Here is a 25,271-nt window from a genome sequence, read left to right as displayed (position 1 = left end):
GTCAGGGTCGCACGATCCTCATCGCTGATCTCCAGAGCAGGTGACGGCATACGCCATCATCCCATACTGTCAATGAATTAATGACGCGCGACACTAGGACGCCCAGGTGGTCGACAACGATGTCCTTGACCCTGAGGGACCGCAGGTCCGGGGTCGCCAGCCCCGCTCCTAGGCCAAGGGCCAGAATGACCCGAGAGTCGAGTCGGCGCGCTGCCGTGGTCTGCCCCTGCGCCCAGGATCGGAAGCCCCGCTGCTCGAACTTCGAGTAGGGACGCGGGGGAGCGTCGTGGTTGAGCGGTGCCAGCGGTGCAACCCGCTCCTCTGGTGGGAGCACCGCCTCGGCCACGCGAAGGAGCATGGAGCGCCGGGTGGCAGCAGAGTTGAGTGTCATGTGCCCACAGGCGTCGCTGGCGTAGTCAGCCACGGTCTCGCGGTGGAAGATGACGCTGCGCTCCAGTGGTAAGCAGGCGACTGCCGACGCCCAACGGGCTAAGTCAGCGACTGTCACGAGCATGTCCTTGGTGTCGTACCTTCCGGCGTAGTGCGCCTGTGCTTCCGTGACAACCGCGCGGACGAACTCGGCGACGTCCTCCCATTCCGATGGCGGCATCCTGTTCGGGCGGTAGTCGGCAATGTCCATAGCCTCTGTCTCCCAGCGCCAATGATCGTAACTACGGTTACGGTAGCACCGTGAAGCGACAAGCGTCGGGTGAGCGCAAGGGGGACCGTCAAGCGTGGGTACGGTGGCCCCGTGGGCAGGAGAGAGAGACTTAAGCCGGTGGAGGTCAGCGCCGCCTGGCCACGCGAGCCTGTCCTCGACCCCGTGTACGAGAGCGTGCGGCGCTACGTGCTCAACCTCACCCGTGCCATCGGTGACGGGTCGATCCGTTCGGCGGCGGAACTCACGAAGGTCAACTACTCCACACTTCACGCGGTCTTGCGCGGCGAGGCCTGGCCGGACGCCATCACGGTGGCGCGCAGCGAGAAGGGCCTCGGGGCGCGCCTCTGGGAGGGGCCGGTTGCTTTGCCGAAAGACTAGGCGCGTCTGCTCCGTCAGATACGTCACGGCAGCAACCGTGGACTGAGGCCAAGGGGCCTCGGAAAGTCATTCGGGTAGGACGAGATCGGCGCACGGGTCGTACGGAAACGCTTGACGAAGAGTAATAGAGGGCTTACCGTGAGAGTGTCTAGTTCTACGGGGCCCCTGCGATCACTGATCGTGGGGGTTTCCTCTTGTCCGCGCGCCCACGGGCGCGGGCTCATGGTCTGTGATCAGTCCTTTCGTATGAGCGCGTGTAATCCGTCTTCGGAGTGGACCTCTCCGCGAGAGCGCAGGTAGGTCAGTGCTTCGGTGATCTGACGACGGTGGGCCTCGATCAGAGGCATGCCGCGATCTTGATGCAGTGTCTGCACGATCCGGTTCACCCCGTTCCAGATAGTGCTAACCCGGGTCGGGCCAGCGGTCTCAGTGAGAACTTGCCGCACCAGCGTCGCGATGCTCGTTCCCTGAATCTTGAGTTCTAACGCCAGGTCCGGCGTGGGCTGCGGGGTAGACCGTTGCATGTGCATCGCCCACTCCACTTGACGCCAGTCGACCTCTTCGGCGTCAGGTGGTTCCGACGCCTGTGCACGGACCAGGCGGTCGATCCGCTCTCGGACCTCTCGCTCCAGCACGGCGCGGGTGTCGTTGTTCATGTCTTCCACGGTGACGGGGCGGACGGGTGATCCGCCGTTCCTGGCCAGATTTGGCCCAGGGTTTAGCAGGTTCACCTTCATGGACGCAAGGGTCTTTCGGAGGCGCTTGCCCACGGTGTGATGGCGGGCCAGGCGGTCGAGTTCGGGGAGGGAGACCCACCGTTCGCCCGCCTCCAGACGCCGTAGTGATCGCTCACTGATATCGACCTCTCGCCCGAGCCTCTCCCAGGCCTCGATGCGATAGGTCGAGCCGTCTGAGTCATCGAACTGCCGCGCCTGCACCTCATCGAACAAGGCACGGGCCACCGCCAGGGCGATGCGCACGGCGAGCGGCAGAGACTCGACAGGCTTGTGCCGGTTCCCGCGTACCGCGAAGGCGATGTCTCTGGAGCGTGGGGAGATCGAGTTCAGTACCTGCCAGGGCTTCGCGTTCCGGCTGGAAGGACTCGCGCCAGGGCGGCTCACTTGGCCTTTTCGCCTGCTTTGCCCTCCCAGACGGGCGCGAGCAACTCGTCCAGGCTGATCTGCCAGGCTTTCGACAGCCGCAACCAGGTACGGAGGTCACCGTGGTAGCGCCCGTGCGCGACGTTCATCAGTGTCGTCCTCGTCAGGCCACTGCGGTTCGCGAGTTGGTCGTAGGACAGCCCGCTGGCCGTCTTCCGCTCGGAGAAGATCGCAGGTAGGCGGTCAAGTTCGGGCTCAGGGACCGGGAAGATGCTCACCGGGATAGCCCACTGGTTTTCGGCAGCGAGCACAGTACAAGCCCTTGCACCAATCTGGTTAAAGGTGCTTCACTGAGGGTGTCTCACCACTTGACGGTCCCCCTTGGGGCGGTCACGCCAGTGCGCAGGGAGGACTCACCTATGACTCACACCCGCACCGCCACGCTGATGGCCGTAACGCTCGTTACGGTTTCCGCTTGTTCGAGCGCGTCCGGAGGGGACTCGACCCCGAGCACGGCAGACGCGCAGGCCGTCACGACCAGCACCGCAGAACCATCGGAGCCCGCTGTCTCGCTGCCGGTGGCGGAGGTCTTCGCGGAGCCTGCCTGGGGGATCACGCTCGGGCTTCAGGAGGCTCCGTGGACGCCTGTTGTGACTGCCGAGCGGGTCGTGGTGCTCGACGGGACGCAGGTGCGTGCCCTGGACGCGGAGGGCCAGGAAGCGTGGTCGCGGGGCTGGGAGGCCTTCACCGCCGACGAACGGAATCCGGGCTCGCCTTACCCGCTGTTGCGTCAGGTCGCGCCAGAGGTCATCGCAGTGGTCGATGGTGGTAGGTCTGACGGCGAAGGCCTGGACGCCGACACTCAGGAAGTACGGGTGACTCTGCTCGACATCGCCTCGGGAACCGTGATCGAGGAGGTCACGGTGCCCGGTGACGAGAGCAGCCTGCCTCAGATCGGTGGGATGGGTCTCGGCTTCGTGGTTCGATCCGACCCTGGTGAGCGCGAGGCGGTCGCGGTCACTGCCTCCGGGGAGGTGGAGGCACTCCCGGCGACCGACGACCTCGTGGGTGTGGTGACGGTCGGAGATCACGCCTTCACACTCAGCGGCGGCACCGAGGAGCTCCCGAGCGGTACGCCGGGGAGTCCTACGACTCGGAGGACCTCGCCCCAGGGCCAGAGTTCGAGATCGGGGCCATCGAAGCCAGCAACGCCGAGGACCTTCTGCTGGTGCGCTTCGCTGTCCCCTACGGCAAGGGCGTGTTGCAGGTGCTGGACGTCGAGACCGGGGAGGTGCTCTCCAACCCAGAGTGCGATCCACCGACACCCACGCAGTTCGTCACCAGCCCAGGTCGTGAGTGGGGCGTCCTCGACTCCATGCGCATCGACGCCAACGGCGAGGTGGAGTGCGTCGGTGGCGGCGAGGGTGAGCGTCGCGTGATTCTGCACGCCATTACGGACTCGGGGCGAGCATTCGGGGTCGCCCACCAAGGAGCCAACGAGACGCGCTTCGTGGACCTGCCGCCGTCCGGCGAGCCCGTGGTGTCTGATCTGGCTGAAGGGGCACGGCTGCCCATCGGCGTCATGGACGGCGACATCGCCATCCACTGGGACCCCGAAGACGCCATCCTCACCGCCAACCAGATCAAGGAGTGAGCCATGAAAGCCAGCAGCGGAGCAGCCCTCGGCCTCGGAGCCGGGATGTTCGGCGCAACTGTCGGAGCCGCGAACCGCGCCTTCGAGAGGGCCGCGCAGGCCATGAACGCGCAGATCGAGCAGGACCTCTTCGTGCTCGGGCGGGACGGCCACCTGCCGTCCGCGCAGCCCGTCCTACCGCTCACGCAGAAGAAGCGCTCGCTACCGCTGCGGGTCGTCACCAGCCTCGCCCTGGGCATGGCCGTCGTCGCCGTCCCGGTGGGCATCTTCATGCTCGTCTTCGGCGTGGCCGACCCGGAGTGGCCGCTCCCGATGGACATCCTCGGTGCCGTGATGGGCGCGTTCATCGCCGCAGTTCTCACGGGCTGGCTGCCCGGCGCTGTCATCTTCGTCGTGCGCCAGTTGCGCGAGAACAACCGCCGCATCTGCTGGAACCTCAACGAACGCTACGCCGCCTACTGGGCGGAGCGCGAGTGGGCCGAGCAGGCACTGCGCTCAGGCAACCTGACCGCCTTTGAGGCCGCGCAGCGACTCCAGTCCCACCACCTCGATCACCTGGTCGACGTGTGAGCGAGCCAGAGCCTGTGCCGGACTGGATGGCCGACTTGGAGGCCGAGTTCGCTGCCGACGAGCGTGAGGACCGGCGTCTTGCGCGGAAGGCTCTGCGGGCCGGGCAGGGCGAGCGGCAGGACTGCCCCCGGACGTTTGAGGGCTGGGCGGACTTGGGGGTGATCGGAACAACCGAGTGACTCTCGACCGTCGTGCGGGGCGCGGGACAGCCAGCGACCTTGCTCTCAACTGGTCTGCGTCGCCGGACTACCACGGGCCCCAGAGGCCGCGCTATTGATGCAGAGTCTTGCGCTCGGGGGAGCGAGCGGCGGGCGGCGACAAGAGCCCACCATGTACCTTGGCCAGATGCAACTCTGGGACAGTGGGGACCGGGAGCCAACCTCCACCCTCGGACACTGGCTGAACACACGGCTGCCCGGGGCCACCGCGTTCGATCTCCAGACGGCCTACTACAGCGATGGGGCGCTGTTTCACGTCGAGGAATATCTTCGAGAAATCTTGGAAGGCGGTGGGTCATTCCGACTGGTGATCGGCGGGAATCAGGCTGCCGCGAGAGTAGCGGACATTGAGATTCTGTTAGACTTCATGGAGCCCCACGCCGCGGCCCAAGCCATTGTCGTCTACCCTGAGGTAGGCAGATTGTTAGTGCACTCCAAGGCGTATCATGTCAGTCATCCGGGTGGCGATAGTGCCTGGGTGGGTTCGGCAAACTTCACGGCTTTCGGAGTTGCGAACAATGTCGAGTTGGGCGTTTCGTTTTCCGGCGAGGCCGAGGCGGACGTCGTTCGAGAGGTTGCTGAGCACACGGAAGCACTGTTCGATTCGGGCCATCCACTGAACGGCAATATCATTCCGCTCAGCCGCGCAACGCTCCCTTTGCTCAGCGCTCGCGGAGTTCTCGTGAGAGGGCAAAGCAAGGACTCCGTTGGAGGCTCGGGGAAGAAGGGCGGGCAGGGCCCCTCGATCCCGTTCCTTGACCCGCCACGACGTCCGTCGCCATCGAAGGGGAAGGGGGCGGGCAAGCAGGGCAAGGGCGGCGCAGTGGGAGTGGTCAGTGCTGCATCAGGTGGTATGGCTGGGACCCCACATCCAGCCCTTCCGCCTGGCGTCGTCGCCACTGTGAAGACCCTCGGGAAGACTGACGTAAAGGGCATCAAGGAGCAGAGCGGGACGTGGTATCTCTCCTTCGGTCTGCCCTATCAGGGCTTCTTCCCGCAGAAGGTGGGGGCGGTTCCGGCGGACCCACGGATTGAAACGGTTGTCGAAGCGCGTCTCTGTAGTCAGCCGATGGACAGCGTTACCACTGCCCCCGGTGACACGACGTCCATCACTCTCGAAGGCGCTGCGGCGGGTACCAAGACGAATCTCAACACGAGGGTCAACCTGAGCAAACACCTCGCGAGCGAGTTCCGTGCCATGGCTGCTAGGCATACCGAGGCCTTGCCTGAGCCCGGGGACCTCGTGGTAGCCGAATATCTCGACAACAGTCCGGTCGTCGTACGTTTGACGTTCGTCCGCCAGAGCGACCCACAGTACGCACCCCTGGCCTCCCACGTCGGACAGGGCAGCGGTGCCGGGAACTTTGGCAGGCCACCCAACGGCTACGGTTGGCTGTCTGCCTCAGACGTTTCTGCGCTGCTGCCGCCGTGGTGAGGCGCTTGGCTCGATCCGCGCGGTCCGGGGCGAACGGGTCGCGGCTCGATGCGGCTGCCTTCGTGAGCGATGTCCCGTGCTGCAAGTTGACGGTACCGCTGCATGAGTTCGTGGAGGCTCTGAGGGTCGGGTGGAGTGAGGCTTATCAGTGCCCCCACGAGTTCGGCCCTGCTCGCGGTATAGCCCTGCTCATGCACCGCCGTCACCACATCATCCAGTCGGTCACTCACGAGATCGGGCAGGTGAAACGTCCTGTGTCGGCCCGGTGTGGACAGCACGGGTTCATCCGGCTGAATAGAGGGTCGCTGAGCCATGTGGGACATGCTATACGAGGATACTGGGTTAATACTGGGTTTCCGGTAGCATGTCGCACATGAGTGTCAGTGCCGGTCCCTCTCTCGCTGAACGGTTCGCGCAGGCCGACTGGACGTTCGCAGACGCGGCCGCAGGCTCCAGGAGTGAGTTCCACCCCTACCCGGCGCGCTTCATTCCGGCGATCCCGGGTCAAGTCTTGGACCTGCTCGACGTCAAGTCGGGGTTGGTGCTCGACCCCTTCTGCGGCTCCGGAACGACCTTGGCGCAAGCGCGGCAGCGAGGGCTAGACACCATCGGGGTTGACATCAATCCCATCGCCTGTTTGATCAGTCGGGTGCGCTCGATGGCGTGGCACCCCGTGTGGACTGGTGACCTGGACCGGCACCTAGAGGGACTCAGGGAGGTGGCGAGTTCATCGGGTGATGTCGGTCAGGAGTTCGCCACCATCCCACGGCTTGACCATTGGTTCACACTCGATGCCCAGCGGGCGCTGACCGGGGCTGTCCGCTACCTGCGGAGTCTCAATGCGGACGACCCCTGGCGGGACGTCATTGCGGTGTCGGTGTCGGCAGCCACGGTACGCATCTCGAACCAAGAGTCGGACACTCGATATGCGGCCATCAGCAAGGGGGGTGACTTCGAATCCGCGGTCGCTTCGATACTGAGGTCGCTCAGGAGGACGGTGGAGTGGTTGGACAGTAACGCCACACGCTCGCGTCCCGGCGAGGTCTCTGTGCTCCAGCGAGACGCACGCGATCTCGCGCCTATCGAGGACGCATCAGTCTCTGCCGTGTGCTTCTCCCCGCCCTACCCGAACGCCTACGAGTACTGGCTCTATCACAAGTACCGCATGTACTGGCTCGGCTTCGACGCTGTTCAGGTGCGGGGGCTGGAGATGGGGGCTCGCCCCCACTACTGCAAGCCCAACGGTTTGGACGAGAACGACTTCGCGGACCAGATGACCGAGGTCTTCGCCGAACTTCAACGAGTTGTATGCCCGGGGCGCACGTAGTGGCGGTGGTGGGTGACAGCACCATCGGGGGTCGCCCTGTGGATAACGGTCGGCTCATGACTGAGGTTGCTGGCAGGGTGGGGATGACAACGATCTACGAGGGGGTTCGTCCGATCGCTGTTGGGCGGAGTTCGTTCAACCGAGCCCACAGCCGGGGCCGGAGGGATGAGCATGTCCTCGTCTACCGCAAGGAGGCGTGAGACGCATGGAGTGGGTTGATTACCCCATGTTTGAGTATGAGAAGGCTCTCGGGGCGCGGGAGGTGACGAGCCTTCAGGGCTCGCTGAGTAGTGGTGGGGAGGGCAGCGAGGACCTTCTCATCGCGCGAGCCACCTTCCTGAGGGCCGTGGGGGGTAAGGCAGGGGGAGTCTTGCCTACCACGCAAAGCAAGATCGAAGAGTCGCACCGGGAACTCCGCAAGCGGCGCACGAAGCGTCAGTCGACGCGGTTCCTGGTCCACGGTTTGCATGAGTACAAGGGCAAGTTCAATCCTCAGATGGCGCGGTCCCTGATCAACGTGGTTGATCCGACTGCAACGTCTTTGATCGACCCATTCTGCGGGTCCGGCACCTCCCTGATCGAGGGTTTGCGGTTGGGCTTGCACGTGGGAGGGGTCGACAAGAATCCGCTAGCGGCGTGGATGGCGCAAGTAAAGTTGCGCACTCTGCGTGCAAGCGGCGATGTGTCGCTCGGGCTGCGCTTTGGGCAAGTGGTCGACCAGGTGACAGACCGAATGAGGGGGGCGCTGGGACGGGGTGCTGTCGTCACTCCACCACACGTTACTAGCGACGACGACGCCTATCTTCGCCACTGGTTCCCCGAGCCCGTGCTCGCCGGGCTGTGGGCCGCGCTCGATGTTGCAGACGAAGAGCCCGATGACGTCTGTGCGGATGTTGTTCGGCTGACCGTTTCCAACATCGTGCGCAGCGTCTCGTGGCAGTTGCCCGAAGACCTGCGCGTGCGCCGTCGACCAGCCACCTGGACTCCACCCGATGTGGTGGAGGTCTTCTCCAAAGCCGCAGGAGGGAACGCTTTAGCGCTGCAAGAAGTCGGCCTAGCCAGCAGTATCGACAGGTCACTGTCTTCAGTGGTCCTCCACGGCTCTAGCCAGAGCGACGATGTTCTTCGAGCGGTGGCGACAGAAGGACGTCGGCTTGTCCTGACTTCTCCGCCCTACGCAACCGCGCTGCCCTACATCGACACCGACCGCCTCTCGCTGGTCCTGCTTGGCCTCGCGCAAGCGCATGAGATCAAGGTGCTGGAGCGCGAACTCACGGGCAGCCGCGAGTGGACCGCTAAGGTGCACAGAGAGTGGGACTCAGCGCGGTCTGTGAACCGTGATGACTTGCCAGCCGAGGTGCTGACCCTCATACGAAGGATCGCGGCCTTCAACGCGCGAGATGATGCTGGGTTCAGGCGGGCAGCGGTTCCCTCGCTCTTGTACCGGTACTTCTCCGACATGGGCAGGACATTGACGGCGATGGGAACGGTCCTCCGCCCAGGGGAACGAGCCATCATGGTCGTTGGGTCGAACCGAACCGGACGCGGAGAGTCGCAAGTCGCTATCTCTACCCCCGAGTTGGTGGGAGCAGTCGCGGAGGACCGTGGATACGTCCTCAACGAGATAATCTCATTGGAGACCTGGCCCCGGTACGGGATGCACGCAGCCAATGCTGTCAACGAGGAACGGGCGGTCGTGCTGACGCGAAAGGACGAGCAACTGAGTGCATAGGCCAGCCGTACCAGGGGAAACGCGAAGGCGTTTCCGCGACCCGCTCGCGGCCAGTGAACGATTTGAGCGGTGAAGCCGGTCCTGCCTGGAAGCATCGAGCGAGCCCTGGAGGGCTTCCTCGGTAGAGATGGGGACACCCGTGCCTCGCCACGCCGTCGCGAGCGCTCCTGGGACCTGTGCTACTGCCACTTCCAGGACCACCCTGAGCCGACCAAGGTGATGGAGACCTCCTGCCTGCACCTGGGCTACTACCTGGCCTCCTGGGGCATGCTGCGCGGCTCGTCCTTCCTCTTCCACGAGACGAACGCACTTCACTATCAGGCCGTCATCGGGGTGATCGAGAAGCACAACAAGGCGTTGCGCGGCTGGGACGTTCCGGACTATGTGGACACCGCTCGATTTGAGGCGTTCAACGCCGCCTGGGACGAAGTGCGCGCTGCTCTGATCCCCGCCGACCGGACAGGATTGACCCTCGTCTCGAAGGTCATGATGGGGGTCTGGGGCTGCATCCCTTCGTTCGACACCTTCTTCGTTCAGACCTTCAAGGGACTATCGAAGGGCCGGACTGAGAGCGGGGCCTGGAACCGTGCAGGTGCGGATGCCCTCGGGATGCTGCACGACGTCTGGGTTCAGCACAAGGACGAGATCGAGCGCGTCCGGGCGCAGTACCCAGTCTGGGACTTCACCACCGGCTCAGCGACCGAGCGGCAGATGCCGGTAGCCAAGGTGCTCGACACCTACGGCTTCTACGAGTCGTGGAAGAGGTAGTCGCCGCCAACATCACCTGTGCGGAGTTGTTGCATGATCTGATCGGTCATGCTCTGCGCGATCCTCTCGACCTTGGCGTCCTCGTGCTTCCGCAGGGTCTCCATCAAGCGTTGAGCAGTCGGATCGGTGAGGATCGGCAGCCCTCGCTCAGAATTGCCTGCCTGTGGGTCTCGTTCTTCGTCGGTCACGGCGTGCACGCTCCATCCTTGTCTCACCAACAACGCGTTCGGGTGCCAGGGAAAGGTCGTGCGGCCAGGGGGTCCTGGGGTGGCGAAAGACGGTTGAGTGAGCGTCGCGAACCGCCAGTAGGTTGATGACTCGCGGCGGAGTTGTCACCCCGTACCGAGGCTGGACGAACAAGGGCGAGGTGCCCACGAGCAGAAGCCTGGGGGCCAGCGGCAGGAAGATGCTGCAACCATGAGGTACGAGACCCTTCCAGCCGAGTCCCTGGTGGGCTATGGCAACGACTGGAGCATCTGCGAGCACGAGGTCTTCATCGACCGTGACGACCGCCCACTCGTAGTGCTTCAGCCGACACGCGGCCTGGTCGTACACCCAGAGCGCAACGCGGAGCAGGCTGGCTTTAGATGGCTCCCCGAAGTAGTCATGGAAGAGACGCTCGGCCTGATCCCGTAGGTCGAGACTGCGCCCCTCGGGCAGGTCGGCCACTTTGACGTCGTTCATAGCGGCCCATCGCGCCAGGACGCTGGAGCCGCCCAAGGCGGGGGTGACATCTCGCTGCATCGCCTCTGCTTCGGCGGACCGGACCGCCAGGGCGGCGACGTAGCGAGCGATCACCTGGCCAGAGCCAGCAGGAGGCTGCTCGCCCGCAGCGAGGCTCGGGAGAAGTGCGTGGAACGGATCCTCGATCTCCTGCGAGAGCCAGACTTCGACGTCATCATTCCGGTCGCCTGCGTCGTCCAGCACCGAATAGAAGTGACGCACGACGGAGGCACGATCCACGGACTGCTCGAAGTCTCGTTTGCCGCGCCGACGGCACAGCACTTTGTCGCCGTCCGCGAACCCCCGCAGCAGAGCGCGGGGCACGGTGTGGTGGGCCTTGCGCAAATCACCCTGCGACATGGGGTCCATCCGGTCGGCTGGGCCCAGCGATACGCACTGGCGCGGGCGTGCATGGCGTCTTCGGCATGCAGGGAGACTGCCACGCCCGACTGACAGCCGCAGCCGATGTCGCCCCGACTCCCGCCAGCGTGAAGGAGCCCCGCGTCCCTACGGGTTCCCGGGGCTCCTTCACGAGGATCAGCCCTTCGGAGGGTGAGGATCGTTGCCGTAGGAGTTCCGCTCACCGATGGTGCCGTCCATCTTCTTGATGAGGTGCTCCGTGCCTCGCTCTCGGGCCATCTCTCGGCCCTTGACCTGCGCCTCCGCCTTCGTCCCGTGGGTGTTGCTCGCGCGCTGGTTTCCCTGCACGCGGTTCTTCCACGCGCCGTCCTCGCGGTAGGTCTCTACGCCGGGCTTCTTGCCTGCCATGATTCACCTTCTTCGTGTCGCTCACAGGCAGCATGCCCCCCATGTCTGACAGACCAGGGTCACGTGGTCGTCCGTGGAGGGCTGGGCCAGGAGGTGGAGAGTCGGGGAGCCCTGCTAGACGACTGTTACTGAGTGCTCGGCGGCAATCTCGTCCTCGATACGCACGAACTCGTGGCAGGCCTCGTTCTGGAGGATCATCGCTGCCTGAGAGGCCACCAGCCGACTGGGAGATGGGACGCCGGGAAGGGTGAGCATGGAGGCCGTGACCTGATTCAGCGCGATCAGCGCGCTCTGGGCAGGGTCAGCGAGTCCGGCATTCGTTCGCCCCGCCAGTTTCCACTGCCGCCCGTCAAGACCCGACTGGTTGAGCCTTACCCCCTTGGGGTAGGCGTGCACCTCGTGGCTTGCCCAGGTGTAGTAGGGGCGTAGGTGGTCGAGTCGCGCGAGCGCCTCCAACCCTCGGAAGTCCCGCTTCTTCAGTCCTGGAAGGCTGCCAGCCCAACCAAGTGGGGCATCAAGGTCTGGGAAACGCTCCAGCACTTCGGCCTTCGTGGCCCGGAGGGCAGCCATCTCTTCGTCGGAGAAGGGTTCATAGCCCAGACGTTCGGCGTGGCGCTGGTGCTCCTCGGCGTCCATGAGATTGGTCATGTGGTCGAACGACAGGAACCGCAGGCCGAGGTCCTCATGCCCAGGCGTCGTACCGAACTCGCAGAGGACCGAGGCAACCACAGCCGCCTCGTGCATGCTCCTGCTGATGACGTGCGCCCCCTTCGGGAAGCCTCCTTCCAGAAGCGCGTACACCTCCAACGACTGGCGACAGGTTCGCGCCTGAAGCCACTCACTGCTTCCAGCAGTGCACGTGTCGCCTCGTCTGCATCCACGTCTTGCAGCGCGTCTTGGTAGCCCTGAGCACCGATCTCCTGGTTGGCCACCGCCACCATCATGTAGAGGTCAAAGGCGCTGCCCCACCGTTTGCGAAGGCGCTTCCCGAAGCCACTGTCCAGGCGCTCACGGTCGGCCAGCATCCTGGGCGCATCCGCTTTCAGGGCCTCCGCCACGGCAGGTGGTCCGTTCTCGATCACGAGGTCCATCGCCTCGGAGAGTGACTGGTCCAGGGCGTCATCAGAGCGATCCCCCGAAGCCACACGCTTCTCGTGCAGAGAGGCCGCGATCCGGTAGAAGGAGTCATCCGCCTCGGCTCCTCGGCCCAGGACCCGCATGAGGGACGCCTTGCGCTCGCCCAGCCAGTAGCGCCATCGGGCCTGCCAGACCCGAGCAGCGGGGAAGTTGCTCATCTCAGGATCGTCGCAGGCGACACTGAGAAGGCCGTGCTCATCGGATATCAGACGGCACGTGGAGAGGCTGCGCCTCGCTCACTAGTCTCTGAGGATGACCGAGGAGACCGTGACCCCTGAGCAACTCGCAAAAGGACTGGGTGTGAGCGCAAAGACGATCCGCCAGTGGCTCAGAGACCAAGGCTGGCAGTCCGTGCCCTACGCACGCTGGTACCTCACCCCCGAGCAAGCGCAGCAGGTGCGCGCTCGGTTCGAGCACTGACGCGGTGATTCCTGCGATAGCCAGTCCTGGGAAATACGGCCCGCGAGCCTGGGAAGTGTTCCCGCCGATCCCCCGGAGGTGTCGTTGCGCCGCAGGTCAGCGCGCTAGGAGCGAACCCGCAAACGACCCACTGTGTCCTGTCTCAGGACAGGGAAACCCCCGGACCCTCGGTCCGGGGGTTTTTCCGTGAGTTCAGGGGCCGTCTGCACCAGGGTGACCAGGTTGCCGTCGGGGTCCTCGAGGGAGGCGAACCCTGCCACCGCCGTGCCCTCCTGCGCCTGGACGGTCACCGCGGCACCGGTGGGGCCGCGCGCTCCAGGAGGATGACGGTGTTGCCCTCGGAGTCGTCGAAGGTGAACATCGGCGGCATCCCCTCCAGCCGCAGGACGTCCTCGTGCGGACGGACCCCGCCTCCTGCAGCTGACGGTGGGCACGGTCCGCGTCGTCTGTCCAGTACCCGCACGCCCGTCGGCAGGCCGCTCTCTCGGGTGATGAGCGCCACGGGCACCGACCCGCACCGGCGGTCGAGCCATCGGGGCCCGCCGTCCAGGCGCCGATCACCGAGGAACAGGGGTCGGACTCCTGCGGGCGGCGGAGGGGCGATCTGGCTCAGCGCCGTGAGGCGTAGATGCGGCGCACGACGTCCTCGATCTCGGGCTCCTCGATCGCCAGGTCGCGCACCTCGCCACGCTGCGAGACCGCCGCGAGGACGGCCGCAGCCGTGGTCCGCTCGGGGTCGAAGGCGAGGCGCTGCTGCAGCCCGTGCCCCTCGCTGGACAGGTGCTCGGTCGACGGTATGCCCGTGAGCGGCTCGGCAGGCCGCTCCAGGTCCACGACGAGCACCCGGCGGGCGCCGACGGTGCGCGAGAGCCCGGAGAGCGTGCCGTCGTAGGCGAGCCGGCCGTCGTCGATGACCAGGACCCGCGGGCACAGGCGCTCGACGTCGCCCATGTCGTGCGTGGTGAGCAGCAGCGTCGTGCCGTGCTCGCGGCGCTCCTCGATGAGGAACTCGCGCAGCCGCTGCTTGGAGAGCACGTCCAGCCCGATCGTCGCTCGTCGAGGACGACGAGCCGAGGGGAGTGCAGCAGCGCCGCGGCGACCTCGGCGCGCATGCGCTGCCCGAGCGAGAGCTGCCGGACCGGGGTGTCGAGGTAGCCCCCCATCTCGAGTCGCTCGACCAGCTCGCCGGTGCGCACCCGCTCGGTCGTGGCGTCGAGGTGATGGATGGCCGCGAGGATGCGGAAGGACTCGGCGACCGGCAGGTCCCACCACAGCTGGGAGCGCTGCCCGAAGACGACCCCGATCTGCCGGGCCAGCGCGCGCCGCTGCCGCACCGGGTCCAGCCCGCAGGTGCGCACCTCGCCCTCGGTCGGCACCAGGATGCCCGCGAGCATCTTGATGGTGGTCGACTTGCCCGCGCCGTTGGCCCCGATGTAACCCACGGCCTCACCGGGCCGGATCGTGAAGCTCAGGTCGTCCACCGCGCGGACCCGCCGGCCACGGATCCGGTGACCGCGGGAGCGGACCACGAAGTCGCGGGTCAGCCCGCTGACCTGCACGACGGCGCCCTCACCCGCCGGACGACCGCCGGTACCTGTCGGATTCATCCGCCCGCCCCCTGGTAGTGCCGCATCCCCAGCCGCCAGCACCCGAGGGCCAGCAGCCAGCTCCAGCCGGCCACGACCGGCGCGAGCCAGGCGATCCAGCCGGGCAGACCGAAGGGCACCGGCAGGTCCAGCAGCGCCAGGGCGGGCAGGTAGCCGGTGAAGACCACCGGGAAGATCAGCCCGAAGACCAGCACCAGCGACCGCGGCCACACCGACGCGGGCTGGCTCGCGGCATACCTCCCGCCGTAGACGAAGGCGTTGGTGGTCTCGGCCCCGTTGACGAGGAAGAACTGGAGGCCCGCCGCGGCGATGAAGATCGCGGCGTAGATCGCGGTCGCCGCCGGGATCGTCAGCACGAGCAGGGTGACCTTCTCCGGGGTCCAGGTCACCCCGCTCACCGCGAGACCGACGACGAGGATGACGCCTCCCCCGAGCACCCGCGCGATCCGGCGCAGGTCGAGATCGCTGGTCATCAGCTGGGCCAGCACCGGCTGCGGACGGAGGTAGAAGATGTCGACCGTCCCGGCGCGCACGTAGGTCGGCATCCGGTCGCAGTGTCCGACGAGCAGGTCCGCGAGGCTGAACGTCATCTCGGCCAGCCCGAAGACCAGCATCACCGAGGCGAGCGTCAACCCACCGATCGCGTCGACCTGACCGAAGAGCACCCACACCTCACCGAACTCGACGAGGGTGATGAGACCGGCGCCGAGCAGGTCCAGCCGGAAGGACGTCGCGTAGGAGCGTTGCGCGCGGACGCGGGAGGCCAGGACCGCCCGGTATGCCCGCAGGTCGGCGACGAGTGCTGCCGTGTCAGCCACCCTGCACCTCCAGGTGGCGGCGCCCGGCGCGGGTGAGGAGGTGCCCGCCCGCGGCGACCACGCTGATCCACAGGACCTGGACGGCGACCAGGCGCAGCGCGTCCATGCCGGCGGCATACCCGGACAGGATCTCGACCGGCGTCATGAGCGTCGACGGGAAGGGGGTGATCCGGGCGAGCGTCTCCAGCCAGCCGGGGAAGAGGCCCACCGGGATGTAGAGCCCGCAGCAGAAGCTGGCCACGACCATGTAGGCCACCTGCAGGCCGCGGATCTCGACCAGCCACAGCGCGCTCATGGACAGGGCGTAGACGCACAGGTAGGACAGCGTCATCGCCAGGAGCACACTGAGCGTCCCGAGGAGGTAGGGCCAGACCCCCCGGGGCAGCGCCATGCCCGTCGTGAGCAGGCCGACGGTCAGGGTGGGCAGGCCGCGCGGGAGCAGCGTGAAGAGCCGGCTCCCGAGAAAGGTGGCCAGGCCGGCGAGCTGCAGGTCGAGCGGGCGCAGGAAGTCCACCGCGATGTCGCCCGACCGGATGCGCTCGGCCAGGACGTCGCGACCGTAGACGTTGACGAGGCCCAGCATCGCCTGGCTGAGCCAGACGTAGGCCAGCATCGTGCCGGTGTCGTAGCCACCGAGGGTGCCGCCCGCGGCGGCGAGGGTCGCGAGCAGGATGGCCGCCTTGAGAAAGCCGAAGGTGGCGTTGGCGACGAGCCCGCCGACGGCCGCGGCGAGGTAGGCGCTCTGCTGCCGGAAACCCGCCACGAGCAGCCGCAGGTAGGCGCGCGCCGGGCCAGGCGCGACCGGAGCAGCAGCCGAGGGGGTCACAAACGCACGAGCCTACCGGCGACGCGCCGGTGCCGCACCGGGTCGCGACGCCCGGGCGGGTCAGGCGTCGACGACCGCGCCGAGCGACTCGGCGAGCGCCAGCGCCCCGGCCAGGTCGAGCCTCGCGCCGCGCACGGCGGCGTCGGTGAGGTCGGCACCGACGAGGGTCGCCTCCCGCAGGTCGGCCCCGTCGAGCCGGGCCGCGCGCAGCAGCGCGCCCGACAGGTCGCTCCCGCGCACGGTGGTCTTGCGCAGGTCGGCCTCGGTCAGGTCGGCCTCGGTGAGCCGCAGCCCGCTCAGGTCCTGGTCGCGCAGGTCGGCGCCCCGCAGCGACACGCCCCACCACGAGCCGCCGGAGACGGTCAGCGGCCGCAGGTCGCAGCCGCCGAAGCTGGACCCGTCCAGCCGGCAGCCCTCGAGCGTGGCGTCGAAGAACGAGGTGTCGGTGAAGGTGCAGGCGACGAAGGCGCTGCCGCGGTGCACCGAGGCGTTGAACCGGCACCGGTCGAAGGTGCAGTCGGTGAAGCGGCACCCGGTCGTCACCGCCTCGGTGAGGTCGACCTCCCGGAAGACGCAGTCGCGCCAGGACGCCTCGGCGAGCTCGGCGGCATACCAGTCCTCGTCGAGCACGGTGCCGCCGACGACCTCCTCGCTGCTCACGGCAGCGGCTGGCAGTCGTTGCCGCAGCCGGTCGCGGACGGCGGCGAGCCCTCCCGGGGGCGACGGTGCAGGACCGCGTGGCTCGGCTCGACGTGCAGCTCGTCGCCGACCAGGGCCGCCTCGCCGTCGACGATCAGCGAGTAGCCGCCCGCCTCGGCCGGCGGCAGCAGCAGCGTGACGTGCGGACGGTCGGGGACGGTGCGCGACGCGGTGCGTCCGGGCCGCTCGACGACGAGGACGTCGTCGCGCATGCTCACCAGCACCTCACCCACGTGCGGGCGCTCCTCCCCGGACAGCAGGAGGTATGCCGTGGGGTGCCGCCCCAGCGCCTCGGCCAGCTCCTCCAGGTCCACCACGATGCTCATGGGGACATCCTGCCTCTAGCGTCCGACGGTGAAGCCGTCGGCGTCGAAGGAAAGGGTCAGGGCGTAGCGGTCCGCCCGCACCGTGGTCCGTCTGCACTCGACGGGTGACCCCTGCAGAGTCCCGGTGCGCTCGATGACCAGGCCGGCGGCCGGTGGGTCCACCTCGAGCAGCTCGGCGAGCTCGTCGTCGAGGACGGCGGCGGCGATCCGCTCGCGCCCACCGTCCGGGCGGGCGACGCCGTGCCGCTCCAGCTCCTCGTAGAGCGCGGTCCGGGTGAAGTCCGTGCCGACGAGGTCGCCGGCCAGCGACGCCGGCATCCAGACGCAGTCGTGGGCCAGGGGCACGTCGTCGGCGAGGCGCAGCCGCTGCAGCCCGAAGAGGTCGGTCGCCGGGGCCAGACCGAGCGCCTCGGCCGCCCGGGCCTCCTGGGTGATGCCGCAGGAGAGGACCTGGCTGCGCTGGGTCATGCCACGGGACTCGACCTGGGCGAACATCGAGTAGAGGGTCCCCAGCGGCTGCTCGATGGTGGTCGCCAGCACCTCGCTGCGCCGGCCCCGGCCGGAGCGCACCAGGCCGGCGGCGCGGATCCGGCGCAGCGCCTCGCGGACGGTATGCCGGGAGACGGCATACTCCTCGCGCAGCTCTCCCTCGGCCGGGAACCCCCGGGTGAACTCGCCCGCCTCCAGGCGCCGCAGCAGGTCCGCGTGCAGCTGTGCCCAGAGCGGCTGTGCGCTGGTCCGGTCGAGTCTCACTCCATCCAGGGTAGCCACGGGAGGTTCACGAGGAGAGGTCACCGTGCCAGGGCCGGGACGACGACCTCCTGGACGATGATGAACGCCGCCATGACCAGCACGAACCATCCGAACATCGTGCGCAGCCGGTCGGGCCTGATGCGGCCGGCGAGCGGGCCGCCGAGCAGGGCGCCGACCACGGCCGCGGCGGTGACCGCCCCGGCCGTGGTCCAGTCGATGTGGACCGAGGCGAGGTAGCCGCCCAGGCCCGCAGCGGACTTCATGGCGATGACGACGAGCGAGGTCCCCACGGCCACCGGCATCGGCAGGCCGCCCAGGAGGGCCAGCGCCGGCACGACGAGGAAGCCGCCGCCCGCGCCGACCAGGCCGGTGACCAGCCCGACCACCAGCCCCTCCAGGACGACCTGGGGCACGGGGAGGTGGTCGTGGACCTTGCGCGGGTCCACCTCGCGGCGTCCGCGCAGCATGGCGAAGGCCGTGGCGAGCATCATGGCCGCGAAACCGACGAGCAGCCAGTGGCCCGGCACGTAGGCGGCGAGCCGGCCACCGGCATACGCCCCCGCCATCCCCGCCACGCCGAAGACGAGCCCGGTCCGCCACTGGACCCGCCCCGCGCGGGCGTGCGAGACCGCACCCACGGCGCTGGTCACGCCGACGACGAGCAGCGAGGTGGCGATCGCCTCCTTCGTGTCCATCCCGGCGACGTACACGAGCAGCGGCACCATGAGGATCGAGCCGCCGCCGCCGAGCAGGCCGAGGGTGACCCCGACGAGCGCGGCGAGGAGGAGGACGAGCACGGTCAGCGTCCGGTCAGCTGGGCGACGAGCTGGGCCGGGTCGGTCCCCTTGACCTGGTTGTAGGGCAGCTTGGACAGCAGCATCCCCATCGCGCAGGTGTTGCTCAGCGCGGCGAAGGTGAGGCCGGCGCCGATGCCGCCGGCGACCCACTTGGCGCCCGGCACGACGGTGCTGGTGAGGATGCTGGAGAGGACGATGCCGCCGGCGACGAGCCGGACCTGGCGCTCGAGCTCCCAGCGCTGGGCGCCGCGGACGACCCGCTGGCCCGAGCTCTCCCAGGCGCCCATCCCGCCGCGCAGGACGTGGAGGTTGTCGCTGCCGGCGGCGCTGAGGGTGACGTCGGCCTGTTCCGCCCGGGCGCCGGACCGGCAGACGAGCACGACGTCGGTGTCCAGGTGCCGGGCGATGTCGGCGCGGTGCTCCTTGAGCGTGTCCAGCGGCACGTTGTAGGAGCCCTCGATGTGGGCCGACTCGAACTCGGCGGGGGTGCGGACGTCCAGGACGAGCAGGTCGGCTCCGGCGGCGCGGCGCTCGGCGAGCCACTGGGCGTCGACGGTAATGCTCGTGCTGGCGGGGGTGTTGCTCACGTTCGCTCCTCGAGTGGTGGGGAAGATGTGAAGGGGTGGTGCTGTTGCACCGGGCAGCAATAGTACGTACATTTAGGTACGCCGCCAAACCGAAGGAGAGAGAGCACCCCTCATGAACGTCACCGTCATCGACACCTCAGCCCTGGGCGACCGGTCCTACCTCGTGCACGACGGCGAGGTGGCCCTGGTCGTGGACCCGCAGCGCGACATCGACCGCGTCACCGCCGCCGCAGCGCAGGCAGGGGTGCGGATCACCCACGTCGCGGAGACGCACATCCACAACGACTACGTCACCGGTGGGCTCGAGCTCGCCCGGGCGACGGGAGCGGCATACCTCGTCAACGCCGCCGACCCGGTGCAGTTCGACCGCACCCCGATCAGCGACGGCGAGAGCGTCGCCGTCGGCGGGCTGCAGGTGCAGGCGGTCGCCACGCCGGGTCACACCGAGACCCACCTGTCCTACGTCGTCACGCACGAGGGCGAGCAGGCGGTGTTCTCCGGTGGCAGCCTGCTCTTCGGCTCGGTCGGGCGCACCGACCTCGTCGCGCCGGCCAAGACGACCGAGCTCACGCACGCGCAGTATGCCTCCGTGCGGCGGCTCGTGGGGGAGTCCCAGGACGACGCCGCGCTCTACCCCACCCACGGCTTCGGTTCGTTCTGCTCCAGCGGGCCGGCGACGGGTGCCGAGAGCTCGACGATCGCCGAGCAGCGGAAGCACAACCACGCCCTGACCGACCAGGACGAGGCCCACTTCGTCGAGCAGCTCATCGCCAACCTCACGGCTTACCCGACCTACTACGCGCACATGGGTCCGGCCAACCTCAAGGGCCCGCAGCCGGTCGACCTGGCCGTCCCCGAGCCGCTGGACGCCGAGGAGCTGACCCGGCGCCTGGAGCAGGGGGAGTGGGTCGTCGACCTGCGCGAGCGCGTCGCCTTCGCCGACGGGCACCTCTCCGGTGCGGTGAGCTTCGAGTACGGCGACGGCGCCAGCTTCACCACCTTCCTGGGCTGGGTGCTGCCGTGGAACGACCGCATCACCCTGGCCGGCAGCCGGGAGCAGGTCGAGGCGGCCATCCGCGACCTGTCCCGCATCGGCATCGACTCCCCGGACGCAGCGCTCGGCACCGACCCCGCGCAGCTCGCCCCGGACGCCGCCACCGCGTCCTACCCCCGGGTCGGCTGGGAGCAGATGCTCCAGGAGCGCGGCGCGGACGAGGCCGTGCTCGACGTGCGCCGGACCGACGAGTTCGCCGCCTCGCACGTCGAGGGCGCGGTCAACGTGCCGCTGCACGAGCTGCTGACCCGCATGGACGAGGTGCCGACCGGCACCGTCTGGGTGCACTGCGGCTCGGGCTACCGCGCCGGCGTGGCCGCCAGCCTCATCCAGCGTGCCGGTGGCTCGCCGGTCCACGTGGACGCCGGTTTCGGGGATGCCGAGGCCGCGGGCGTGCCCCTCGCGAGCTGAGGTCCAGAAGGCGCCGAGAGGCTGCTCCGTCTGCAGGGGAGACGGGGCAGCCTCTCGGCCGTCTGGGGGGATCTGCGGTCAGGCCACGCCCTTGAGCATGCCGTTCCAGTACATCGCGGGCAGGCCGTACTTCTTGAGGTACCACATGTCGCGGCGCGGCCTCGTGGCATCGATGATCGGGAAGGTCGGGGCCGGCTCCATCGAGTAGTCGAACTCGGCCAGCAGCATGGTGCGGCGCGAGGTGGTCAGCGGGCACGAGGCATACCCGTCGTAGGAGGCGGTCGGCTGGCCGCCCAGCATTCGCGCGTGCAGGTTCTCCACCAGGACCGGAGCCTGCTTGCGGATGGCCGCACCCGTCTTGGAGTTCGGCGTGGAGCCGGCGTCGCCCAGCGCGAAGACGTCCGGGTATGCCGTGTGCTGCATCGTGTGCTTGTCCACGCTGACGTAGCCGCCCGGGTTGTCCGCCGCGGCCAGCGGGGAGGCCTTCACCCAGTCGGGCGCCGACTGGGGGGGCACCAGGTGCATCACGTCGTAGGGCAGCGTCCGGTCCGTCCCCTCGCCCGAGAGGTCGGTGACCGTGGCCGTGCGGGCCGCGGAGTCGACCACGGTGACCTCGGACTGGAGGTGGACCGTGATGCCGTAGTCGCGGGCCACCTTCTCCAGCGCCTGCGCGAAGACCGGCACGCCGAACATCCCCGGGGTGGGAAGGACGAGGTGCACCTCGATCTGGTCCAGGACCCCCTGCTGGCGCCAGTAGTCGCAGGCGAGGTAGGCGATCTTCTGCGGCGCTCCCGCGCACTTGATCGGGCCGGAGGGCATACCGAAGACCGCTGAGCCCGAGCGCGTGGTGCGGATGAAGTCCCAGGTCTTCGGGGCCAGGTCGTAGCGGTAGTTGCTGGAGACGCCGTCCTGGCCCAGGGTCTCGGTGAGTCCGTCGATCCGGTCCCAGTCGAGCTGGATGCCCGGCGCCATGACGAGGTACTCGTAGCCGTGGCGCGTGCCGTCGTCGAGCGTCACGACCTTGCTCTCCGGGTCGACGCCGACCGCGCTCGCCCGGATCCACTCGACCCCCTCCGGGATGAGACCCGCCTCGGCCCGCCGGGTCTGGGCCGCCGTGGCGCAGCCACCGCCGACCAGGGTCCACAGGGGCTGGTAGTCGTGCGTCTCGGACTTCTCGATCACCGCGACGCCCTGGACACCCTTGCGCCGCAGGCGTGCCGCGACACTGATGCCGGCCGTGCCTCCTCCCACGACGAGGACGTGGTGGTGCGTGGCGGGCTGGTCCATGGGCTCTCCTCGGTCGGGGGCGAGCACTCGGCGTCGTCGCCCGCGGCTCACGCTACCTGATGTACGGACATTTGTGGAGGGGTTGCCGATCTTCGTGTGGCGGCGGGTCAGCGACCCGTGCCGGGCGGCGTGCGGCAGGCACGGCACACTGGTCGCCATGTCCGCGCCGTCCGCCCGCACCACCGGCCTGCTCCTCGCCGCGGGGGCGGGGCGCCGCTACGGCGGGCCCAAGGCGCTGGCCAGAAGCGACGGCGAGGCGTGGGTGGTGCGCTCGGCCCGCGCGCTCCTCGACGGCGGCTGCGGCGACGTGCTCGTGGTGACCGGCGCCGAGGCGGACGGGGTCGAGCGGGTGCTCGCCGATGCGGAGGGTATGCAGCGGGTCGCGACGACGTTCTGCGGCACGTGGGAGCAGGGAATGGGGGAGTCGCTGCGTGCGGGCCTGACCTCGCTGGTCTCCCGCGGGCGCACCGTGCCACTGCTCGCCGTCGTGCACCTCGTGGACCTGCCCGATGTCGGCGCCGAGGTGGTCGCCCGGCTCCTCGACGAGGGCGGGGCACGCCCGTCGACGCTGGCGCGGGCGGCATACCGGGGCACGCCCGGCCACCCCGTGTCGATCGGGCAGGAGCACTGGCAGCAGGTGCTCGGCGGGGCGAGTGGCGACGCGGGAGCGCGGGCCTACCTGCGGCGCGCCCGGCCCGCGCTGGTCGAGTGCGGCGACCTGGCGAGCGGGCGCGACGTCGACGAGCAGCCGCTCAGGGGACGTCCGCGGTGACCGTCCCACCGCCGTAGCCGTACTGCTGGTCGCGGCCCTCGACCGTCACCTGCTCGACGTCGTAGGTCCCCTCCTCGGCCGGGACCAGCTCGGCCTCGACCACGTCCGGGAAGCGTTGCTCGGCGGTCTCGGACCCAGCTGTCGAGGTCGCCGTGGTCTGCCCGTCCTGCGCGGGCGCGTCCTGGGAACCGCCGCACGCACCGAGCGTCAGCAGGCCGGCGAGCGCGACGAGCGTCCGCCTCGGTGTCGTCCCCACCACGTTCACCAGCTCCGGCGGAGCAGCCCGATCGCCTGGGACAGGTCGAGACCGGCCGCGCGGGCGGAGCGGGCGAAGTCCTCGGCGGCGCCGCGGCTGGGCAGGGCGGGGGCCAGCTCGTCCCGCACGAGCGTGCCGCCGCGCCCGCGCGTCTCGACGTGCCCCTCCTCCTCGAGCTGGCGGTAGGCCTTGGCGACCGTGTTGGGGGCGATGCCGAGGTCGCCGGCGAGCTGACGGACCGGGGGCAGCTTCTCGCCGGGCACGAGGTCGCCGGCGCGCACCCCGGCGACCACCTGGTCCACGATCTGCTCGAAGACGGGGGTGGCGAGGTCGGGGTCGATCCGGATCAGCACGCCCCCGCCTCCTGCACCGCGGCGGGTATGCCGGTGCGCGCCCACCAGAACGCGAACAGACCGAGCACGGCCAGGGCGGTGATCCACCCCGCGAGCTCCAGGGCGATGGCCGCACCAGAACCCTCGAGCAGCGCGACCCACAGCGCCGTGCCGACGCAGCAGACCGAGAGCCAGAGGGACCCGGCGAGGTCGCTGAGGACCCGCGCCCGCAGCCACTCCTGCCAGACCAGGTCGCCCTCGACCAGCGCGGTCGTCCGCCGCCGCAGGACGGCGACGCCCATGAGCAGGGCGGCCACCAGCCACCCGGCCGCGACCACCAGGCACCCGGCACGAGCCACCCGGCCGACCCCTCCACCGAGCGGAGCTGCAGCAGCGCCCAGGGCGCGGCGACCGCCGTCACCAGCCCCCAGGCACCGAGCGCCACGAGGTGCGCCCGGCCGAGGTAGTCGGCAGCGCACCTCGGCACCGCCTCGGCGACGCGGGGACCCGTGGGGATCCGCCCGCCGGAGAGGTGCCCTGCGACGCCGCCGAGTGTCGACCCGCTCACGAGGCCGAAGCCCAGGACGCCGTAGGCGGGTTCGGGCAGGAGCGTCGCGAGGGCGAGCAGCGTCAGCACACCGCCCACGGCGGCCCCGGTGGTCACGAAGACCTGCTGCCGGGCCAGGCTGGTCCGCGCGCGCTCCAGCACGTCCTTCTCGGGCTTCCACCCCGCGGACAGGAGGGGCTGCAGCTGGCGCTCGGTGTCGGCACGACGCATGAGGTAGCCGACGGGCGGCACCGCCAGGCAGACGACGAGGGCGAACCAGAACACCACCGCTCCTTTCTGTAGCACTCGGGACTAATACATTAGTGGGTCATCCCTGGCGGGGCAAGCCTCCGCCGTGGACAACCCGGCACCGGTCCGCAATGCTGGCGGCCATGCAGCACGACGCCCTGACCAGCCCGGACACGCTGAGCGCCGCGCTGGCGGGGACGGCATACCTCGCCGACGACGGGCTCGCCACGGTCACCTGGCTGGCGCACTCGCTGCAGCGACCGTTGCTGCTGGAGGGGGAGCCCGGCACCGGCAAGACGGCACTGGCCGAGGCGGTGGCCGAGCTGGTCGACGTGCCTCTCATCCGGCTGCAGTGCTACGAGGGGATCGAGGCCAGTCAGGCGCTCTACGACTGGGACTTCCCGCGGCAGATCCTGCACCTGCGTGCCGTCGAGGCGCTCGCGCAGAAGGCGACGGCGGGGCAGCGGGTGGAGGAGCTCGAGGCCGAGCTCTTCGACGAGCGCTTCCTCCAGGCCCGCCCGGTGCTCCGGGCGCTGCGGGAGGCGCCGTGCGTGCTGCTCATCGACGAGATCGACCGGGCCGACGACGAGTTCGAGGCCTTCCTGCTCGAGGTGCTCTCGACGTGGTCGGTGAGCATCCCCGAGCTCGGTGTCGTCGCCGCCGACACGCCGCCATTCGTCGTGCTCACCTCCAACCGCACCCGCGAGCTGCACGACGCGCTCAAGCGCCGCTGCCTCTACCACTGGATCGAGCACCCCGGGCTGGAGCGCGAGCTCGCCATCGTCCGTGCCCGGCTGCCGCAGGTGGAGGAGACCCTCGCACGCGAGGTCGTCACCCTCGTCCAGCAGGTCCGGGACGACGAGAGCCTGGTCAAGCCGCCCGGGGTGGCCGAGACGCTGGACTGGGTGCGCGCCCTGGCCGCGCTCGGGCGCAGCCGGCTCGACCCCGAGGTGGCCGCCGCGACGATGGGGGCTGCGGTGAAGTACCGCGAGGACGCCGAGCGGGTCCGCGTCGCGCTCGACCGGATGCTCGCCGGCTGAGAGGTATGCCGTGATGCAT

29 protein-coding genes and 2 pseudogenes are annotated in these 25,271 nt (G+C 68.8%); 11 read left to right on the top strand and 20 right to left on the bottom strand.

Going from position 1 to position 25,271, the window contains the following annotated elements; all coding sequences use genetic code 11:
- Position 1: 1 nt before the first annotated feature.
- Positions 2–640 carry a hypothetical protein gene (locus tag BJF86_RS15415; RefSeq protein ID WP_075820192.1) on the bottom strand — a complete coding sequence of 213 codons (639 nt, stop codon included), beginning with the start codon at positions 638–640 and terminating at the stop codon, positions 2–4.
- A 138-nt stretch (positions 641–778) separates the two neighbouring features.
- On the opposite strand from BJF86_RS15415, the gene BJF86_RS15410 reads away from it, so the two are divergent.
- A complete protein-coding gene (locus tag BJF86_RS15410; protein WP_075820191.1) occupies positions 779–1,039 on the top strand; it encodes a hypothetical protein in 261 nt (86 codons plus the stop codon).
- A gap of 233 nt (positions 1,040–1,272) precedes the next feature.
- Here BJF86_RS15410 and BJF86_RS15405 read toward each other — a convergent pair whose 3' ends face one another.
- A complete protein-coding gene (locus BJF86_RS15405; RefSeq protein WP_075820189.1) occupies positions 1,273–2,019 on the bottom strand; it encodes a hypothetical protein in 747 nt (248 codons plus the stop codon).
- A gap of 137 nt (positions 2,020–2,156) precedes the next feature.
- A complete protein-coding gene (locus BJF86_RS15400; protein WP_075820253.1) occupies positions 2,157–2,417 on the bottom strand; it encodes a helix-turn-helix transcriptional regulator in 261 nt (86 codons plus the stop codon).
- A 950-nt stretch (positions 2,418–3,367) separates the two neighbouring features.
- Here BJF86_RS15400 and BJF86_RS15390 point away from each other — a divergent pair.
- From BJF86_RS15390 to BJF86_RS15355, 6 genes are all read left to right on the top strand, one after another.
- A complete protein-coding gene (locus BJF86_RS15390; RefSeq protein WP_075820185.1) occupies positions 3,368–3,793 on the top strand; it encodes a hypothetical protein in 426 nt (141 codons plus the stop codon).
- Between the two features lie 3 nt (positions 3,794–3,796).
- Positions 3,797–4,363: a hypothetical protein gene (locus BJF86_RS15385; RefSeq protein ID WP_143553883.1), complete on the top strand. Its 567-nt coding sequence runs from the start codon at positions 3,797–3,799 to the stop codon at positions 4,361–4,363.
- A 345-nt stretch (positions 4,364–4,708) separates the two neighbouring features.
- Entirely contained in the window at positions 4,709–6,016 is a 1,308-nt protein-coding gene (locus BJF86_RS17685) for a phospholipase D family protein (protein WP_158068438.1), read from the top strand.
- Between the two features lie 373 nt (positions 6,017–6,389).
- The gene (locus BJF86_RS15370; protein ID WP_158068437.1) at positions 6,390–7,343 is read left to right on the top strand and encodes a DNA methyltransferase; all 954 of its coding nucleotides are present in this window, start codon (positions 6,390–6,392) and stop codon (positions 7,341–7,343) included.
- A gap of 205 nt (positions 7,344–7,548) precedes the next feature.
- Complete coding sequence (locus tag BJF86_RS15360) at positions 7,549–9,075, top strand: hypothetical protein (RefSeq protein ID WP_075820173.1); 1,527 nt, start codon at positions 7,549–7,551, stop codon at positions 9,073–9,075.
- Positions 9,076–9,144: 69 nt separating this feature from the next.
- Positions 9,145–9,843, top strand: a complete 699-nt coding sequence (locus BJF86_RS15355; protein ID WP_075820171.1) for a hypothetical protein — start codon at positions 9,145–9,147, stop codon at positions 9,841–9,843.
- Here BJF86_RS15355 and BJF86_RS17680 read toward each other — a convergent pair.
- From BJF86_RS17680 to BJF86_RS15340, 4 genes and pseudogenes are all read right to left on the bottom strand, one after another.
- Positions 9,822–10,040: a hypothetical protein gene (locus BJF86_RS17680; protein ID WP_237768254.1), complete on the bottom strand. Its 219-nt coding sequence runs from the start codon at positions 10,038–10,040 to the stop codon at positions 9,822–9,824. The genes BJF86_RS15355 and BJF86_RS17680 overlap by 22 nt on opposite strands.
- Positions 9,991–10,926 (bottom strand): DUF4238 domain-containing protein, encoded by a 936-nt coding sequence (locus BJF86_RS15350; protein ID WP_158068436.1) that lies wholly within the window; start codon positions 10,924–10,926, stop codon positions 9,991–9,993. Before BJF86_RS15350 ends, BJF86_RS17680 begins: the two co-directional genes overlap by 50 nt.
- Before the next feature lie 177 nt (positions 10,927–11,103).
- Positions 11,104–11,334 (bottom strand): DUF2188 domain-containing protein, encoded by a 231-nt coding sequence (locus BJF86_RS15345; protein ID WP_075820167.1) that lies wholly within the window; start codon positions 11,332–11,334, stop codon positions 11,104–11,106.
- Positions 11,335–11,448: 114 nt separating this feature from the next.
- A pseudogene (locus tag BJF86_RS15340) lies at positions 11,449–12,150 on the bottom strand (DUF5677 domain-containing protein); the annotation flags it as partial.
- A gap of 573 nt (positions 12,151–12,723) precedes the next feature.
- On the opposite strand from BJF86_RS15340, the gene BJF86_RS17125 reads away from it, so the two are divergent.
- Positions 12,724–12,891 carry a YfeC-like transcriptional regulator gene (locus tag BJF86_RS17125; protein ID WP_083653203.1) on the top strand — a complete coding sequence of 56 codons (168 nt, stop codon included), beginning with the start codon at positions 12,724–12,726 and terminating at the stop codon, positions 12,889–12,891.
- A 286-nt stretch (positions 12,892–13,177) separates the two neighbouring features.
- Here BJF86_RS17125 and BJF86_RS17675 read toward each other — a convergent pair whose 3' ends face one another.
- The 9 genes and pseudogenes from BJF86_RS17675 to BJF86_RS15290 form a co-directional block, all read right to left on the bottom strand.
- Positions 13,178–13,393 carry a hypothetical protein gene (locus BJF86_RS17675; RefSeq protein WP_143553880.1) on the bottom strand — a complete coding sequence of 72 codons (216 nt, stop codon included), beginning with the start codon at positions 13,391–13,393 and terminating at the stop codon, positions 13,178–13,180.
- 107 nt (positions 13,394–13,500) lie between these two features.
- Positions 13,501–14,498, bottom strand: a pseudogene (locus tag BJF86_RS15325) (ABC transporter ATP-binding protein).
- Positions 14,495–15,316: an ABC transporter permease gene (locus BJF86_RS15320; RefSeq protein ID WP_075820161.1), complete on the bottom strand. Its 822-nt coding sequence runs from the start codon at positions 15,314–15,316 to the stop codon at positions 14,495–14,497. Before BJF86_RS15320 ends, BJF86_RS15325 begins: the two are co-directional and overlap by 4 nt.
- Entirely contained in the window at positions 15,309–16,142 is an 834-nt protein-coding gene (locus BJF86_RS18425; RefSeq protein WP_083653200.1) for an ABC transporter permease, read from the bottom strand. The genes BJF86_RS15320 and BJF86_RS18425 overlap by 8 nt, the downstream gene beginning before the upstream one ends.
- 60 nt (positions 16,143–16,202) lie before the next feature.
- On the bottom strand, positions 16,203–16,802 hold the full coding sequence (locus BJF86_RS15310; protein ID WP_075820159.1) for a pentapeptide repeat-containing protein: 600 nt from the start codon (positions 16,800–16,802) through the stop codon (positions 16,203–16,205).
- Positions 16,799–17,167: a hypothetical protein gene (locus BJF86_RS15305; RefSeq protein WP_075820158.1), complete on the bottom strand. Its 369-nt coding sequence runs from the start codon at positions 17,165–17,167 to the stop codon at positions 16,799–16,801. Before BJF86_RS15305 ends, BJF86_RS15310 begins: the two co-directional genes overlap by 4 nt.
- 15 nt (positions 17,168–17,182) lie before the next feature.
- Positions 17,183–17,920, bottom strand: coding sequence for a GntR family transcriptional regulator (locus tag BJF86_RS15300; protein WP_202817366.1), 738 nt, complete (start codon positions 17,918–17,920; stop codon positions 17,183–17,185).
- A 38-nt stretch (positions 17,921–17,958) separates the two neighbouring features.
- On the bottom strand, positions 17,959–18,723 hold the full coding sequence (locus BJF86_RS15295; protein WP_083653222.1) for a sulfite exporter TauE/SafE family protein: 765 nt from the start codon (positions 18,721–18,723) through the stop codon (positions 17,959–17,961).
- The gene (locus BJF86_RS15290; protein WP_075820154.1) at positions 18,720–19,304 is read right to left on the bottom strand and encodes a rhodanese-like domain-containing protein; all 585 of its coding nucleotides are present in this window, start codon (positions 19,302–19,304) and stop codon (positions 18,720–18,722) included. The genes BJF86_RS15295 and BJF86_RS15290 overlap by 4 nt, the downstream gene beginning before the upstream one ends.
- 112 nt (positions 19,305–19,416) lie before the next feature.
- On the opposite strand from BJF86_RS15290, the gene BJF86_RS15285 reads away from it, so the two are divergent.
- Complete coding sequence (locus BJF86_RS15285) at positions 19,417–20,769, top strand: MBL fold metallo-hydrolase (protein ID WP_075820152.1); 1,353 nt, start codon at positions 19,417–19,419, stop codon at positions 20,767–20,769.
- 78 nt (positions 20,770–20,847) lie between these two features.
- On the opposite strand, the gene BJF86_RS15280 is transcribed toward BJF86_RS15285, so the two are convergent.
- Complete coding sequence (locus BJF86_RS15280; RefSeq protein WP_075820150.1) at positions 20,848–22,056, bottom strand: FAD/NAD(P)-binding oxidoreductase; 1,209 nt, start codon at positions 22,054–22,056, stop codon at positions 20,848–20,850.
- A 157-nt stretch (positions 22,057–22,213) separates the two neighbouring features.
- Here BJF86_RS15280 and BJF86_RS15275 point away from each other — a divergent pair, with 157 nt between their 5' ends.
- Positions 22,214–22,828 carry an NTP transferase domain-containing protein gene (locus BJF86_RS15275; protein ID WP_075820251.1) on the top strand — a complete coding sequence of 205 codons (615 nt, stop codon included), beginning with the start codon at positions 22,214–22,216 and terminating at the stop codon, positions 22,826–22,828.
- Here BJF86_RS15275 and BJF86_RS15270 read toward each other — a convergent pair.
- The 3 genes from BJF86_RS15270 to BJF86_RS17670 are packed head-to-tail and all read right to left on the bottom strand — an operon-like array spanning position 22,809 to position 23,775.
- Positions 22,809–23,093, bottom strand: coding sequence for a hypothetical protein (locus BJF86_RS15270; RefSeq protein ID WP_075820148.1), 285 nt, complete (start codon positions 23,091–23,093; stop codon positions 22,809–22,811). The two genes, BJF86_RS15275 and BJF86_RS15270, sit on opposite strands and share 20 nt — an antisense overlap.
- Positions 23,090–23,437: a GntR family transcriptional regulator gene (locus BJF86_RS15265; RefSeq protein ID WP_143553877.1), complete on the bottom strand. Its 348-nt coding sequence runs from the start codon at positions 23,435–23,437 to the stop codon at positions 23,090–23,092. The genes BJF86_RS15270 and BJF86_RS15265 overlap by 4 nt, the downstream gene beginning before the upstream one ends.
- On the bottom strand, positions 23,431–23,775 hold the full coding sequence (locus BJF86_RS17670; protein ID WP_143553876.1) for a hypothetical protein: 345 nt from the start codon (positions 23,773–23,775) through the stop codon (positions 23,431–23,433). The genes BJF86_RS15265 and BJF86_RS17670 overlap by 7 nt, the downstream gene beginning before the upstream one ends.
- 580 nt (positions 23,776–24,355) lie before the next feature.
- Between BJF86_RS17670 and BJF86_RS15250 the strand changes: the two genes are divergently transcribed.
- Complete coding sequence (locus BJF86_RS15250) at positions 24,356–25,252, top strand: AAA family ATPase (protein WP_075820247.1); 897 nt, start codon at positions 24,356–24,358, stop codon at positions 25,250–25,252.
- Positions 25,253–25,271 lie beyond the last annotated feature (19 nt).

Source organism: Serinicoccus sp. CNJ-927, assembly GCF_001942435.1.
GTDB classification, from domain to species: domain Bacteria; phylum Actinomycetota; class Actinomycetes; order Actinomycetales; family Dermatophilaceae; genus Ornithinicoccus; species Ornithinicoccus marinus.
Note: the sequence above shows the minus strand (reverse complement) of the source record. Positions and strands in the feature narration are given on the sequence as shown.

Coding starts and splice junctions, on each gene's coding strand:
- BJF86_RS15370 (WP_158068437.1), top strand. CDS start 6,390: ATGAGTGTCAGTGCCGGTCCCTCTCTCGCTGAACGGTTCGCGCAGGCC.
- BJF86_RS15360 (WP_075820173.1), top strand. CDS start 7,549: ATGGAGTGGGTTGATTACCCCATGTTTGAGTATGAGAAGGCTCTCGGG.
- BJF86_RS15280 (WP_075820150.1), bottom strand. CDS start 22,056: ATGGACCAGCCCGCCACGCACCACCACGTCCTCGTCGTGGGAGGAGGC.
- BJF86_RS17125 (WP_083653203.1), top strand. CDS start 12,724: ATGACCGAGGAGACCGTGACCCCTGAGCAACTCGCAAAAGGACTGGGT.
- BJF86_RS15350 (WP_158068436.1), bottom strand. CDS start 10,926: ATGTCGCAGGGTGATTTGCGCAAGGCCCACCACACCGTGCCCCGCGCT.
- BJF86_RS15385 (WP_143553883.1), top strand. CDS start 3,797: ATGAAAGCCAGCAGCGGAGCAGCCCTCGGCCTCGGAGCCGGGATGTTC.
- BJF86_RS15250 (WP_075820247.1), top strand. CDS start 24,356: ATGCAGCACGACGCCCTGACCAGCCCGGACACGCTGAGCGCCGCGCTG.
- BJF86_RS15285 (WP_075820152.1), top strand. CDS start 19,417: ATGAACGTCACCGTCATCGACACCTCAGCCCTGGGCGACCGGTCCTAC.
- BJF86_RS17685 (WP_158068438.1), top strand. CDS start 4,709: ATGCAACTCTGGGACAGTGGGGACCGGGAGCCAACCTCCACCCTCGGA.
- BJF86_RS15305 (WP_075820158.1), bottom strand. CDS start 17,167: ATGAGCATCGTGGTGGACCTGGAGGAGCTGGCCGAGGCGCTGGGGCGG.
- BJF86_RS15275 (WP_075820251.1), top strand. CDS start 22,214: ATGTCCGCGCCGTCCGCCCGCACCACCGGCCTGCTCCTCGCCGCGGGG.
- BJF86_RS15415 (WP_075820192.1), bottom strand. CDS start 640: ATGGACATTGCCGACTACCGCCCGAACAGGATGCCGCCATCGGAATGG.
- BJF86_RS15345 (WP_075820167.1), bottom strand. CDS start 11,334: ATGGCAGGCAAGAAGCCCGGCGTAGAGACCTACCGCGAGGACGGCGCG.